The sequence below is a fragment of the Oceanobacillus saliphilus genome, assembly GCF_023522835.1.
Taxonomy (GTDB): Bacteria; Bacillota; Bacilli; order Bacillales; family Amphibacillaceae; genus Oceanobacillus; species Oceanobacillus saliphilus.
This window is the reverse complement of sequence record NZ_JALCZU010000001.1, coordinates 670,332-684,713: the sequence shown is the minus strand read 5'-3', so window position 1 is coordinate 684,713 and position 14,382 is coordinate 670,332. Positions and strand designations below refer to the sequence as shown.

Genomic DNA, 14,382 nt, shown 5'->3' with positions numbered 1-14,382 from the left:
ACTGAGGGGAATATCCATGACAGATATTTTTTTGGAGACACGTAATTTAAAGAAAGTATATCCGGATGGTACGGAAGCATTAAAAAATATTACACTTACATTCAACAAAGGGGAACTGGTTTCTATTATTGGTCCAAGTGGAGCGGGAAAAAGTACATTTTTAAGGTCAATTAATAGACTAAATCAGCCAAGTTCCGGTGAAGTTATCTTTCAGAACGAACAGATTACAAACGTAAAAGGGAAGAAATTACTGTTGGTACGCAGACAAATTGGGATGATTTTCCAAGATTTTAACTTGATTAAACGGTCCACTACCGTTCGAAATGTACTGCATGGAAGACTTGGATACATGTCTTCTTTAAAAGGAGCTTTCGGCAGATTTTCAGAAGAAGATGTTAAAGAAGCTTTGGCGATTCTCCGGCGTGTTGGGCTGGAGGATCATGCGTTTAAACGAGCGGATGAACTAAGTGGCGGGCAACAGCAGCGCGTTGGTATTGCAAGAGCCATTGCCCAAAAGCCCGCTCTTATTCTAGCAGATGAACCGATAGCAAGCCTAGACCCATCATCTTCTTCTAACGTGATGAATTATTTAAAAACCATTAGCGAAGAAGACGGGATTACGACGATCGTCAACCTGCATCAAGTGGATGTTGCGAAACGATTTGCTAGTCGGATTATAGGAATTAAAGCAGGAGAAGTCGTATTTGACGGGAAGCCAAATGAACTGACTGAACAGAGAATTAATGAGATTTATGATCAACGGGGGTTAGTGAATGAACTTACCTCTTGAAGAAGCTTTACAGCAACAATCAAACAAACAGCAATTACAATATGAAGCGTACAAAAGTAGGAAACGCAGTTTATTATATAATCGTTATTTCATTCTCGGAATTCTTGCCATCCTTATCATTTGGTCTTGGGTCGGTACAAAATTTCATATAATGGACCTATTTTCCGGCTTTTCAAATATGGCTATTTTCATTTTTCAGGATTTATTGCCACCGGATTTTACTACAATTCCTTCTTTTGTAGGGCCTATATTAGAAACATTATATATGAGCTATGTTGGACTTTTATTTTCCGTTACGTTCTCGTTGTTTTTTGGGTTAATGGCAGCAAAAAACACAACTGTTCATCCGGCAGTTGCTATAGTGAGCCGTTCGTTCATCGCATTTTTGCGTTCCATTCCCGCGATGGTATGGGGAATCTTATTAGTGGCGGCCATTGGACTGGGACCTCTCGCGGGGACACTGGCATTAGGGTTATCCGGAATTGGTATTCTTGGCAAAGCCTTTGCAGATCTATTGGAAGAAATTGATGAAAATCAAGTCAACGCTGTAAGAGCTACTGGAGCAAATTGGTACCAAGTCATCGGTCAAGCGGTATGGCCACAATTCAAACCAGGCTTTGTCGGCTGGTCTTTGTATAAAATGGATTTAAATATTCGTGAAGCATCTGTCCTTGGAGTGGTTGGAGCAGGTGGAATTGGCTTTGCACTGGAAGGAAGCATCAGTTTATTCCAGTATCAACAAGCATCTGTTGGAATACTGGCGATTTTCGCGCTTATCTTAGTCGTTGAATTTATTACAGCGAAGTTGCGGGAGAAGATTATATGAGTAAAATGAATAAGCAGAATAATAACCTATCTCGGGGAATCCTTTGGAGCTTGGCGTTTATTTTTTTTGTGATCAGTCTACTTCAATTGGATATTGCTCCAGAAAAACTCGCAAACATTTTTTCCCGGACGCAAAGATTACTGGATAATATGTTTCCCCCAGTCATTGATGATCCGATCAACATAGCTGGCGCCGCGATAGAATCATTGCAAATTGCTGTTATGGGCACTTTATGGGGGATCATATTTTCCATACTATTAGCTTTTTTTGCCGCGAAAAATATGACACCCCATATTTCCATCAGTTATCTCGTTAAAGCATTGGCAGCATTTGTACGGGCTGTCCCTGCGCTTATTTGGGCGCTTTTATTCATCATAGCTGTTGGACTCGGGCCTACACCCGGTATTTTAGCGTTGGCAGTAAATAGTGTTGGAATGCTTGTTAAAGTTTACGCAGAGACGATTGAAGAGATTGATCAACGGGTCATTGATGCAATTAGAGCTACAGGAGGAAGTCCCATTCAAGTAGTCATGCAGGGAGTTCTTCCTACTATTTCGAGTATTTTTATTTCATGGTCCGTATTCCGATTTGATATTAATCTGCGTTATGCAACTGTATTAGGGGTAGTTGGCGCAGGAGGAATTGGCTGGGAATTGATTCGTGCCTCGCGAATGATAGCCTATAATGAGATGCTCGGGGTCACGATCGTCATGTTTATCATGGTACTCGGGGCTGAATATTTTACGAGATTCCTTAAACAACGTGCCGATTTGGCAACAATAAGAGCTACTAAATAATAGGAGAATAAATGGTCAGTTGTCTAACAAGTTAAACGGATGCGCAGGGACGGTTCTCATGCTTCCTAAAGTAATTAAGAATAGGAAACAGAAGACCGTCCCTGCTCTTCTTTTTTAATTTGTTAACGTCCAGCCAGTTTTGGTAACGGTAATCGTATACGCTTGATCATCAGCTTCAATTTCAACCGTGTTTGTATAGCTATTTCCTTTATTTAAGATAATATTACTGAAGCTTTGAGCTAATTGATTTCCGCCTTCACTCATTGTAAAATAGATGTCTCCTGCAGCTCGGAAGTTCGAACCTTGTTCGATAACAGAATAGTTTTCAACGACAACTCCTGTAATGTGAACTTCTTCAGGTTCAACAACTACAATTTCTTCACTTTGTGCTTCTCCAGCGAAACGGACATGGCTTTTGCCGGCTGTCATTTCAATGGAATACGTAAGAATATAAGTGCCTGCTTCTTCTGCTGCAAAAACTGCTGTTGAAACATAGGAGTTAACTCCATCCACATCTGCAAACTCTGTTACGAATTCTACATCTAAATCAACCTCATTATCATCGGAGAATACTTTCCATTCATTCTTAAATGAAGATCCATGCTTAGGGGTAATTGCTTGAAGTTCGATTTCTTCTCCAGTATAAATAACTTCAAATTCTTGTTCGGAAGTTACCATCATGGACACGTCCACTGATTTTTCCTTTTCAACGGCTCCTTTTGCTAAGACGCCAGTACTCGTAGAAAGAACGAATATTCCAGCTAAAATAACCGCACTTAACTTTCTTAATGTTTTCATCTTAAATTTCTCCTCTTAACTAATTTTTTAAGTAAGAGGTCCGGTTACACTACTGGCTCCATATAACCCAAGTGTCCATATAGAGGTTATACTTCATCGCTTACCTAATCGAAGAACTTCAAACAGAGTAAAAAGTCCTTAGTTCAGTTAATATACATCGATAAGTTCCGTGGCCACGTTAACGAACTGTGTATATTTACCTATATGTTCATTATAGGTGCTATTAATAAAAATGGATATCTTTTCTTATCGACAAATAGTAACATATCTTGTCGATGGAATATCCCTGATTATTGGGTAATAAGGGTCAGTCCCCTACGACGTTAAAGCGATAGTGAAGTGAGGGACTGACCCCATAAGCGCAATTAAAATGGCCCACGGAGATTACACCGTGAACCATTTTTAAATTCTCTATGATGATTGTATGTTAGCGAACTACTACAGATATCATCAACATGATGTAGATATTCACAACCAACAAGCAACTTAATAGGAAAGTTATTATAATAGAAGCTTTTTTGTAAATCGACCATATAATTAATCCTAAAAATAAAATCGATAGCAAAAAGAAATAGACGATTTCTATGTTGATCGTAAAGCCAATGGTACTACTAGAATCGATGATGCCTCCGTGAAATAGGCGGAATAAAGGTGACACGTCATCATTCGTTAAAGAATTGCCATGTGGTGGGGATTGTTGGGTAAAAAAAGCTGTCATCGTAAAAATAACGAATAAAATGATGCCCTCTAGACGAATCCAGGGAATTGGATTAAATGACGCATCTTTTGATAGTAAATTTTTTACAACGATGCCATTTAAGAATGCATAGAATACGAGTGGAATCAGGAATAAATGTTTGATTAATAAACCTTGTCCATACGAAACCATCCAAGAATTCGCGTACCCATCAACCAAGATATCCATTAATAGGATCCCACTAAGCGCTGTAGCAACTAAACAGCCAATAGCGACCTTGGAAAACCAGCTTAAAAATGTCAGCCAATGGTGATGATTCGTTGCAAACCAGCCAACGACGAGTACAACACCAACCCAAACGCTAATTGCTGCTAAATGGATGAAGTGGCCGGTAATTCCCATAAGTGGTTCCATAACCCCCGCATGGCTTGACCAAGCGACGCTTAACATGAGCCCGAATGTTAAGCCTAGCGCTATAAAAGCGGAAGTGCGCTTTTCATTCGACCTCATCAAGGCAATGACGAGTACTAGCAAAACAGAACCAATTACGGTAAAGTTCCATGCATTCCCAACCGTATAGCTTAGTAAAACTGTTTTTATAGCTTCACCAAAGCCTAGGCGTGGAGCAATAAATAAGGTAGTATCAAGTACCGGAACAAAGGCAAAAATCGGTACCATAATGGCACTAATCAATAAGTAATTCGTTGGGATTTTTACATCCGGACGATAGGTGCTTGGAATCAGCTGGAGTAGAAAACTTCCTGCTAAAATCGAAAAGCATACATATAAAAGCACCTGACTAATCATGACTAGGATGTCCATGTATTATTTCTTTCTTTTCGAAAGTAAGAAGAAACCAACGATTACGATAATTGCTAAAGCAATAAAGACAATAACCATCATAGAAGATGATTCTTCTTCTTCTGCATCTAATTGCTCGGCTGATTCTGTTGGTGCTTCTTCCTCAACGGTTTCAGTTTCAGATGGCTCTTCTGTTTCTTCCTGCCCAGCTTCAGGAACTTCGGCATCAACCGTAAATGAGAATTCACCTTCTAGTGGGTGACCATCTGCACTAATAATACTCCAATATACGTGATAGTCATCGTTTGCAAGTGGCTCAGCGAACGTACCTGTTAATGTACCCTCACCGATGATAATATCTTGTACTTCAACAGCTTCTTCCGCTGCTGTAGTTACCTCTATAAAGCTACCTTGTTCAATTTGACCATCAAACTCTAGAACAATCTCATACAACGGTTCTGTTACAACTTCACCATCTGCAGGATTCGATTCTTGAAAATGTGAGTGAGCAAATGCACTCGTAGAAAAACACGTCATGACTAAGACGACTATTGCCACACTAACGATACGTTTCAAAATGATTCCTCCCTTACATGTTCAGGAAACTGCTTCTAAAAAAAGGATGCGAGTTCCCTGTAAAACATTATAAATCCAATAATGATCGTAGATAATACCTCGAAAGAGTGATTTAAACACAAAATTGATGTCATTTTGTGATTAAATGATAAAATATAGACACATTTTATATGTAGAAATGTGGTGAAGGCGTGAAGTATAAACAAATTAAATGGCTCATTCTATTTTTACCAACCATTACAATCGCACTTTGGGAGTATATTCGGCATGAATTTCTCCTATCGTATATTAACATGGAAATGGGGAATATCCTTTCTCCTATATTCGTCTTTATCGTTACCTTCGTCTTTTTACGGCACTTGTTTTCCATTTTAGAAAGAATGCAAGAGGAGCTAAGGGTGGCAAAGGCTAAGGAAGCTGCACGTGGGGAGAGGGAAAAGCTAGCAAGGGAACTCCATGATGGGATTGCCCAATCTTTATTTCTAGTATCTGTAAAAATGAATAAGTTTGGAAGGAGGAATCATTTGGAGCATGATGCTGATTTTCAAAAAATAAAGCAAACCTTACAGCATGTGCACGAGGATACACGTCAAGCTATTACAAACTTGAAGTATGTACCAGATGAAGCTGCATTTAGTTGGACAGAAACGATTTATCAGTATGTAACCGAACTTAAGCGCCAACATATAATGGATGTTGGGTTAGAATGGGAAATTCAAGAGGAAACACTATCATCGAAAGAGAAAGTAGAGCTATTTGCCTGTATAAAAGAAGCTGTGATGAATGTCATAAAGCATGCCAAGACAAATCAAGTATGGATTGTTGCTTGGGAAATAGATGATGGGTGGATTTGCCAAATTAAGGATCTAGGAAGCGGTTTTACGAACGAAGCCATTCACTCGAGTAAAGGTTATGGATTACAAATTATGAAAGATAGAGCCAGAGATATGGAATGGGGATTTACGATGAAGAAAATAGACAATGAAACCGTCGTGCAAATAAAGAAGGAGGGTAAGTAGATGCAACCTTTTCGAATACTAATCGTTGATGATCACGCGCATGCAAGAGAAGCCATTCGAGAAATTTTAGAAGAACACGACGACTTTCTGATTGTCGGAGAAGGGAAGAATGGCGAAGAAGCGATTATGCTCACGGAGGAATTAATGCCCGACATTATTCTGATGGATATTCAAATGCCAATCATGGACGGGCTTGAGGCGACAAAAAGAATCAAGCTTAAGTTCCCTTACGTAAAAATTGTGATGATTACGGTCTCAGACGATATTACCGATTTGTTCGCTGCATTAAAGCAAGGAGCGCAAGGCTATTTATTAAAAAATATCCAATCGGAAGCATGGTGTGACCATCTAAGAGCCTTTGCCCTAGACGAAGTCCCGATGTCCAAAGAAATTGCCTTTCAAATTTTAAAGGAATTTCCCCAAAGAAAAGCTGCAACGAAAGAGAAAAGCCCTTTATCTACCCGTGAAATAGAAGTGCTCCAATTGGTAGCGAAAGGATTGTCAAATAAGGAAATTTCAGAGATTCTCTTTATTTCAGAGCATACAGTTAAAAGTCATTTAAAAAACATATTGAGTAAACTTCATTTAGAGAACCGCGTGCAGCTAGCAAGCTATGCGTTTCAACAGGGGCTTATGGATTAGCGTAAGGACCGTGGAACAGGAAACCTTGTCCGGGTTCGCTTTTCGTTTAAACTACGGGACGATAGACCTGTCCCCGTGGACCGAAAGAATGTTTTATTTGAGCAACCAATGCAGCAAGGAGAAACCATCGATGGAAGCAAATAGCAACTCCATGAATCAACGAATTGAACGCGATCATCAAACGAGGGAAGATTTTCTTCAAGCAATCGTAACTTGTGATACGAAGAAAATGGACTACTATAAGCAGGAATTATTGAAGGTATTGAAAGATGATACGTTGAATATTTTTAAACGCGTACCTGGGAACAGGCTTCGTTCTTATAAGAATTTCCTGCTGTCACATAATACCCTTTATAGTTATAGTGCGGAAAAAGGGGGGCTCAGCGCTGCGAAGTCTCACTTTATTTCGGAAAAATATGCCATTATGATTGAACATACAGACCAAATCTCTAAACTTGATACGATTCATTTGAACATGATTGATGAATATGGAGACCCCTCTATTCGTTACGACAAACGAACAAATCCAAGTATTGCGGATAAAGCTATTCATTATATTGAAACAAACTTTGCTGATGAGTTTTTGATAGAAGAGATGGCTCGTGATTTACACGTCCATCCATCCCACCTGATGCGTTCGTTCAAGAAAGAGAAGGGAACTACGATTAGCCATTGGCGTAATCAAAAGCGGATTAAAGAAGCAAAGGAACTTCTTATGCATTCAAACCTTTCGATGACAGATATTGCCATCATGGTTGGATTTAATAATTCTCAGTATTTTTCTAAAATATTTAAGAAAGAAGAAGGAGTCACGCCTAAAGCCTTTAAGAAAGCACATGTAAACAGAATGGATGAATAGTTTGTTTTGCTTCCGGATTTTCTCTTAACGAATAAATGCAATTTTAGTATAAAAACAGGAAACTTTAGATTAAAAACAGTGTAAGCATTTACATTATAATTAGTCTATAATTTTAAAACGCTTTCAAATTTTTCACTATTTACTTTGTTTACAAAACAAAGTAATAAACAGGAGGGGTTAAGATGAAACAGAGAAAGTTTGGTGCGAGAGACCAGGTTGGCTATGCTTTAGGGGATATTGGGGGTAGCTTTGTTAATTTATATATAGGAAGTTTCTTTCTATTATTTGCAACCTCCGTATTAGGGGTAAGCCCATACTTTATGGGGACATTATTTTTAGTTGCCAGGGTATTTGATGCATTTACCGATGTTATTATGGGATCCATTCCAGACCGCTTTAAAATCGGGAAAAGTGGGGACAAGTTCTTACCATATATTAATATATCCAAATGGTTCTTAGCAGCTTCCGTAATGTTAGCGTTTGCTGATGTATCAAGTTGGGGTTCAGCAGCAACGCATGTTTGGGTAGTATTTGTTTACTTATTTTACGGCATTGCTTACACGGCTGATTCCATTCCTTATGGATCACTTGCAGCGGTTATTACGCAAGATCCAATTGAACGTACGAAATTATCACGCGCACGTGCGGTTGGTGGGTTGATTGTGGGGATTGGAGCACTTTCTTTCGTGCCAATGTTTATCTATGATAGTAATGGTGCAATTATTCCGGATGCATTCTTCATTATCTCGATTGTCTTTGCGATTTGTTCATTGCTTGCTTACACAGGTTTAGTGAAGCTTTCAACGGAACGTGTGCGAGATGACAATCCAACTGGTGAAAAAGTAGAGTATAAATTTAAAGATGCTTTAACAGCAGCACTGAAAAATAGACAATTAATCGGGATGATGGTAGCTTCTATTGGTTCTTTAATTATTATCAACGGTGTAAACCAATTAGCCCCGATTGTATTTGCAGAGTACTTTGGTAGTCCAGGTGCCTTTACAATTAACGCCTTTGTACAAATAGGAGTTACGTTAATCTTATTCCTTATCATACCAAAATTAGTAAAATCATTTGGAAAGCGTAATCTAGTAATTGTAACATCTGTATTTAGTATCATTGCAATGGCAATTCTCACTTTGGTTCCTATTGAGAACGTTTACCTTTATATTGGGCTTTATAATATTGGTATGATAGCGAGCAGTGTCTTTATTATGATTGTATGGGCACTTGTAGCAGATGCTTTGGATTATACAGAGTTGCAAACGGGAAAACGATATGATGGAACGCTTTATTCAATATATTCCTTCTCCCGCAAAGTTGGTATGGGGGTTGGATCTGCATTAGGTAGTTATTCTCTTGGTTGGGTAGGATATGCTACTGGATCTGCTTCACAATCACAACAAGTGGCAGAAGGAGTTCTTCGTATGTATAATGGCTTGCCAATTATTGCGTTTGCATTAATGTTAATCGGTTTATTATTAATCTTTAACTTAAATGGTAAGAAGACAAATGCGATGTATGAAGAGCTAGAATTAAGAAGGAAAGCATCCTAATTCATTTACTTAAAGAGAAATAATACTAATCATCAAATAGATAGGAGAGAGAAAAATGCGTACAAGATTTTTATCGAAACTAACAAATGGAGAAGTAGAAGATTATCTAGATAGAAATGATCTTATCTTTGTACCAGTCGGTGTAACAGAAACTCATGGCGCATTGCCATTAGATTCAGAAACGGTTTTGGCAGAAGCGTTTGCCCTGAAAATGGCGGAGGCTGCGGATGGACTGGTTCTGCACAATCTCCCATATTTCTTTGCAGGAGCAACACCTACTGGACGTGGGACCGTACAAATGACGACAAAAGATGGTACAGCATACTTGGATCGAATTGCACAGTCACTACTTAATCAAGGGTTCAGAAGACAAGTTTATGTTACGTTACATGGACCTGCATATTTAACTGTTGGCCCAATGATCCGCGACTTTTTCGACCGTACCAAAGCACCTGCTCTTTATATGGATTTAATGGTGACGATTGGTACAGTAAAAGATTTATCATTTAACTTCTTTGAGAAGTTCAATGATATGGCAATAGGCGCGTATGATATTTTAGGTAGATTGGAAGATGTTCCACTTAACGTACCAGAGTCCAATTCTGTTAGCTATGATTTGGAAAAAGTAATGAAGGCAAATGCAGATAATCCAGCAGCTCCCCTTGGAAAGTATGCATTGCAATCCGGTGCGGTTGGCTATTATTTTGACCAAGCTTCCGATCACTTATATACACCACTACTGAAAACGCCAGAAGAACGTAAAACCTATGCCGAATCTGGTGTCGCAGCTATTAATGAGATTGTTGAGGGGTTAGATATGCCTACGGTTGTGAAACAATTGAGAGAAGTAGATGAATATACGCAACATGTAAGTATGAAAAGATATGGGGAATGGCTTCCGAGATAACGCTTAGGGGACGGTATATATACCGTTCCTTTTTATTATTCCTTGGCCTGAGACGGCAATAAAAATCTAAAATCCACTCCACTTCATGGAACCTGTCAATATTGCTAATGTGCATGTAGCAATGGATGAGATCATTGCACAGAATGCTTTTACAATTAACTATCTGGGACAAGTAACCTGCCCTATGAATCTGGTAACATTTTACTTAATCGCATCAGGTATTATTGGATTTTTATTTATATAACTAATTTAATTTAAAATACAAAATGGTAAATAAATTTACATCACCCAAAAATGTAAAAATAGTTTGACATTTTTGGGTGACTTTTTTACAATAAAAATGTAAAAAGTTTTTTACTTTTTAAGAGGTGTATGTAAATTGGAAAATAACATTAGGATTATTAGAAAAAGCATGAAAATCTCCCAAGAAGAACTTGCTATAAAGTGTGGTGTTACCAGACAAACCATAAACGCTATTGAAAACGATAAATATGATCCTACCCTAGCATTGGCATTTAAATTATCGCAAAATCTTAACACAACTGTAGATCAATTATTTATTTTTAAGGAGGATATAAAATGAAAGTAAAATAAACCTGACGAAATGCGGGACAATTGATTCAAACAAATGAGGTGAACTGATATGGGAAAAACAAAGAGATTTGCTATTATTATTTCTGTCACAACTTTTTTAGTTATTATAGGATATTCTATATATAAATATTTACGTTATGAACAAATTGACGGTGCAACTATATTCTTTGGTTTTCTAGCATTGTCATATGTTTTTAATTCCCTTACATGGGGAGATTTAGAGGGTAACAAAGATATGGATGAATTGGAACAACATATTGATACACAAAGTTCAAAAATTAGTTATTATGCTCTAATGATCTTGTCTGCCTTCGTACTATTTGTATCGGAAGGGGTAGGTAATTTAAGTGATATAAAGAATTATCCTTTACTGATTGTGGTCTGTCTTACTTTTGTCATACAGCCAATTACTGCTTTTATTTATTCAAGACAGTATAAGTAACATGTTTTATGAACTGGCAAGCCTAAAGGGTGATGATGTTGAAATAATCATGAAAGGATGGACAGAAAAGGAGTTAGTTTTTATTTACATAGGGATACCAATTATTTGGATGTTGAGAAACGCTCATTTTTTTGTTATTCTTTCCCATGGTTATTTTTTCAAAAGTCTAATTTTTATGTTCTTAAAACCACAAGTTTTTCAGTGCCCTCCGGATCTCAAAGTGGGGTCTCAATGGGTCTTTTCAGATGAAACCTTAACAACTAATTTTCCTTGAGCATGGCCCTCTTCAAAATACTTAAAAGCATTAGGCAATTCGTTAAATGAAAATCGTCGATCAATAACAGCAGTTAATTGATTTTTTTCAACGAGTTCCTTAATGAATTTTAAATCTTCTTGTTTATGAGATTGCATGAAAATGTTTATCTGTTTGTTTCCAATAGAACGAAACATGGCCTGAGGCATTTGCTTTGGAGAGCCACCAACAAGTATAAACTTTCCATTTGATTTTAATGCTCTTAAATATTCTGAAATTGGTTGATATCCATTTACTCCAAGAATTAAGTCATACGTATTGTCTTTTTCGAAAATAGTCTCTTTCTTATAATCTATTACATGATCTATACCCAAAGATTTAATGATGTCAACATTTCTTGTACTACAAACAGCGGTCACGTTCGCCCCTAATGCTTTTGCAATTTGAACTGCAAAGGTGCCAACACCACCAGAAGCACCGTAAATTAAAACTTCTTGACCTTCTTGGACATTTCCTTTATTTCGAAGTGCTTGAAGGGAAGTGGATGCAGCCATTGGTAATGCAGCTGCTTCTTCAAAGGAAAAGTTTTTAGGTTTCAAGGCAATTGAGTTTTCTGGTACAGCAACATATTCTGCAAATCCACCCCAGCCACTACTCGATAAATCTCCGAAAACTTCATCCTTAACTTGAAAGTTTTTTACATTTTTCCCGACAGCTTCAATGGTACCTGCAATATCCCCCCCAGGAATTTTAAATTTCGGTTTCGTAATACCAAAAGCAAAACGTGCAACAAAAGGCGTTCCACGCAAAAGCACAATGTTACCATAGTTTATAGATGTTGCGTGTACGTTTACTAGTACTTGATTGTCTTTACAAATCGGTTTTTCAACATCTTGCAGTTCTAAAACATCGGGTGACCCATACTTGTTTGTAACGAAAGCTTTCAAAATTCATCCTCCTATTAATATAATTCAAGTCTTTAATACCTTTCTTACAGTCTATTCATGATGTTGATCGTTAACTCCCTCTATTTATTTTCATAATTATACAATAATTTAATTGAATGGTATACATATTTTCAACATTAACTATTTTTGTATCTATATATAGTTTTATCACTACAAATTATTGAGTTTCTACCTATTATTTAGTGTTTTATATTGTTTCACTTTTTATGATTTTGTATTGATATCCTATTTAGAAATAGAAAAACAGCCCTAAAACGAAGAATTTACTAGACAATACGAAAGAGATACTAGAAGACCCTAAATTTATAAAACAAAAAGGGGTTCTTTCTATTGTAGATCAGGACGCTAGAGTTGGCCATAAAAGTAAGACCTCCCATTTCTTTGGCTACAAAACAGAATTTATGTTAACAACGGAAGACCGAATCATTACCGCAGTAAATGTCGGTGATGGTGCCTATGTCGACGGGAAAGAGTTTGATGAGTTAATTAGAATTAACAAAAGAAAGTGGCGTAACCATCGGAGAAGTTTATGGAAATAAAGCCTATTTTCATGGGCTAGATCGTGCTAGGGGGTACGGTCTAAAAGGCATGACTTTACAAGCCAAGCAAAATTAACTGCATTAGCAGTTAATTTGATGATGATAGCAGCGATACTTTCCTCTAAAAAAGGGTACTATTTCAGTGATCTCAACCTGTCCCCGTGGACCTCAAGGTTGTTAAGAAATTGACAAACTGAATTTTTTTAATTAAAATTATAGGAAAATTCAAACTATTTAAATTGGAGTTGAGGCAATGCAAAACAAAGCAGGTAACTATGTTGAAGTAGATTCAGGGGTGGAATTGTTCGTACAGGACATTGGGAGTGGGGAGCCGATTGTTTTTATTCCCGGATTTACATTTTCATCGGAAGTATTTGTAGAACAGGTTGCACATTTTTCGAAAACGAACCGTGTTATTGTTATCGATCCAAGAAGTCACGGACGCTCAACTATCGCCCTTCATGGAAATGATTATGTCACACATGGGACGGACTTGGAAAAAGTGCTGAAAGAATTGGCAGTGAAAAATCCAACGCTTGTCGGCTGGTCTTTTGGGTGTCTAACTATCTGGGAATATGTAAAACAAGTCGGAACAGACAACGTGAACGCCTCCGTTTTCATCGATATGCCACCAAAATCATTGTCCGCTATTCAGGAAGATTGGGTTGAGGGGCAGCTTGATGATATTGCAGCCATCTATAACAGATTTTTGCGAAATCCCCAAGGGCAGCGATTGTTTATCACAGACTATATAAACAATGTTATGATTCAACGGGATCTGGAACTGAAAGAGTTGTATTGGCTAGTGGAGATGTCACTGAACACCCCATATTATGTTGCCGGGAATTTGTTTGCATCCGGTATGTTTTCTGATTATCGTGAAGAAGCAAAGATAGCCAGTCAATCTATTCCCACACTCACAGTTGTTGCCGAGCATTGGGCGGAAACAGCAACAGCTTTTACGAAAAAACTGTCTCCAGAATCAAAGGTAGAAGTTCTGGGTGGACATATGATGTTTTGGGAGTATAGTGAAAAGTTTAATAAGATGGTGGAAGATTTTTTAAATGATATAACATGAAAAGAATAAGTGTCAGTCCCCACCACGTTATAACAGTAAAGTCCTTAACCGTGTTTTAAAGTTAACTTACAAGTGGAATCTGTATTTATGTTTCATCTTATTGGTTTAACTATGACAAATATGCAAGTTCCATCTGCATGATGAATATAAAGGAGATATCAATAATAAGTCGGTATCTCCCTTTTTATTAGAGAAATAAATTTGTAAAATGTGGTGCTTCTCCCAAGAAGTGAACTCGTT

At 37.6% G+C, this 14,382-nt stretch carries 15 protein-coding genes, 1 pseudogene and 1 riboswitch; of the genes and pseudogenes, 12 read left to right on the top strand and 4 right to left on the bottom strand.

All coding sequences use genetic code 11. The features are described 5' to 3' along the window. Positions 1 to 16 precede the first annotated feature (16 nt). From phnC to phnE (MN204_RS02985), 3 genes are read left to right on the top strand one after another with little or no spacing between them, the layout of a single operon-like run. Complete coding sequence (phnC, locus tag MN204_RS02995) at positions 17 to 790, top strand: phosphonate ABC transporter ATP-binding protein (protein WP_249869580.1); 774 nt, start codon at positions 17 to 19, stop codon at positions 788 to 790. After that, positions 774 to 1,616: a phosphonate ABC transporter, permease protein PhnE gene (phnE, locus tag MN204_RS02990; RefSeq protein ID WP_249869579.1), complete on the top strand. Its 843-nt coding sequence runs from the start codon at positions 774 to 776 to the stop codon at positions 1,614 to 1,616. The genes phnC and phnE (MN204_RS02990) overlap by 17 nt, the downstream gene beginning before the upstream one ends. After that, a complete protein-coding gene (phnE, locus tag MN204_RS02985) occupies positions 1,613 to 2,413 on the top strand; it encodes a phosphonate ABC transporter, permease protein PhnE (protein ID WP_249869578.1) in 801 nt (266 codons plus the stop codon). Before phnE (MN204_RS02990) ends, phnE (MN204_RS02985) begins: the two co-directional genes overlap by 4 nt. Positions 2,414 to 2,527: 114 nt before the next feature. Here phnE (MN204_RS02985) and MN204_RS02980 read toward each other — a convergent pair whose 3' ends face one another. The 3 genes from MN204_RS02980 to MN204_RS02970 all read right to left on the bottom strand — a co-directional run bounded on the left by MN204_RS02980 (position 2,528) and on the right by MN204_RS02970 (position 5,285). Further along, entirely contained in the window at positions 2,528 to 3,211 is a 684-nt protein-coding gene (locus MN204_RS02980; RefSeq protein WP_249869577.1) for a hypothetical protein, read from the bottom strand. A gap of 29 nt (positions 3,212 to 3,240) precedes the next feature. Then, positions 3,241 to 3,324, bottom strand: a riboswitch (cyclic di-GMP riboswitch). Between the two features lie 314 nt (positions 3,325 to 3,638). After that, complete coding sequence (locus tag MN204_RS02975) at positions 3,639 to 4,730, bottom strand: CopD family protein (RefSeq protein ID WP_249869576.1); 1,092 nt, start codon at positions 4,728 to 4,730, stop codon at positions 3,639 to 3,641. A 3-nt stretch (positions 4,731 to 4,733) separates the two neighbouring features. Beyond that, complete coding sequence (locus MN204_RS02970) at positions 4,734 to 5,285, bottom strand: copper resistance CopC family protein (protein WP_249869575.1); 552 nt, start codon at positions 5,283 to 5,285, stop codon at positions 4,734 to 4,736. 191 nt (positions 5,286 to 5,476) lie between these two features. On the opposite strand from MN204_RS02970, the gene MN204_RS02965 reads away from it, so the two are divergent. The 7 genes from MN204_RS02965 to MN204_RS02935 all read left to right on the top strand — a co-directional run bounded on the left by MN204_RS02965 (position 5,477) and on the right by MN204_RS02935 (position 11,304). Next, positions 5,477 to 6,304, top strand: coding sequence for a sensor histidine kinase (locus MN204_RS02965; protein ID WP_249869574.1), 828 nt, complete (start codon positions 5,477 to 5,479; stop codon positions 6,302 to 6,304). After that, on the top strand, positions 6,305 to 6,946 hold the full coding sequence (locus MN204_RS02960) for a response regulator (protein ID WP_249869573.1): 642 nt from the start codon (positions 6,305 to 6,307) through the stop codon (positions 6,944 to 6,946). It begins immediately after the preceding gene. A 130-nt stretch (positions 6,947 to 7,076) separates the two neighbouring features. Further along, positions 7,077 to 7,805: a helix-turn-helix transcriptional regulator gene (locus MN204_RS02955; RefSeq protein WP_249869572.1), complete on the top strand. Its 729-nt coding sequence runs from the start codon at positions 7,077 to 7,079 to the stop codon at positions 7,803 to 7,805. A gap of 182 nt (positions 7,806 to 7,987) precedes the next feature. Next, complete coding sequence (locus MN204_RS02950; RefSeq protein WP_249869571.1) at positions 7,988 to 9,361, top strand: MFS transporter; 1,374 nt, start codon at positions 7,988 to 7,990, stop codon at positions 9,359 to 9,361. 55 nt (positions 9,362 to 9,416) lie between these two features. Next, positions 9,417 to 10,268 (top strand): creatininase family protein, encoded by an 852-nt coding sequence (locus MN204_RS02945; RefSeq protein WP_249869570.1) that lies wholly within the window; start codon positions 9,417 to 9,419, stop codon positions 10,266 to 10,268. 379 nt (positions 10,269 to 10,647) lie between these two features. After that, positions 10,648 to 10,851, top strand: a complete 204-nt coding sequence (locus tag MN204_RS02940) for a helix-turn-helix transcriptional regulator (protein ID WP_249869569.1) — start codon at positions 10,648 to 10,650, stop codon at positions 10,849 to 10,851. A gap of 60 nt (positions 10,852 to 10,911) precedes the next feature. Beyond that, a complete protein-coding gene (locus MN204_RS02935) occupies positions 10,912 to 11,304 on the top strand; it encodes a DUF2178 domain-containing protein (RefSeq protein ID WP_249869568.1) in 393 nt (130 codons plus the stop codon). A 228-nt stretch (positions 11,305 to 11,532) separates the two neighbouring features. Here the strand turns inward: MN204_RS02935 and MN204_RS02930 are convergent, their stop codons facing one another. Then, the gene (locus tag MN204_RS02930; protein ID WP_249869567.1) at positions 11,533 to 12,504 is read right to left on the bottom strand and encodes an NAD(P)-dependent alcohol dehydrogenase; all 972 of its coding nucleotides are present in this window, start codon (positions 12,502 to 12,504) and stop codon (positions 11,533 to 11,535) included. Between the two features lie 260 nt (positions 12,505 to 12,764). Between MN204_RS02930 and MN204_RS02925 the strand changes: the two are divergent. Both MN204_RS02925 and MN204_RS02920 read left to right on the top strand, forming a co-directional pair. After that, positions 12,765 to 13,104, top strand: a pseudogene (locus MN204_RS02925) (IS5/IS1182 family transposase); the annotation flags it as partial. A 213-nt stretch (positions 13,105 to 13,317) separates the two neighbouring features. Further along, positions 13,318 to 14,142, top strand: coding sequence for an alpha/beta fold hydrolase (locus MN204_RS02920; RefSeq protein ID WP_249869566.1), 825 nt, complete (start codon positions 13,318 to 13,320; stop codon positions 14,140 to 14,142). Positions 14,143 to 14,382 lie beyond the last annotated feature (240 nt).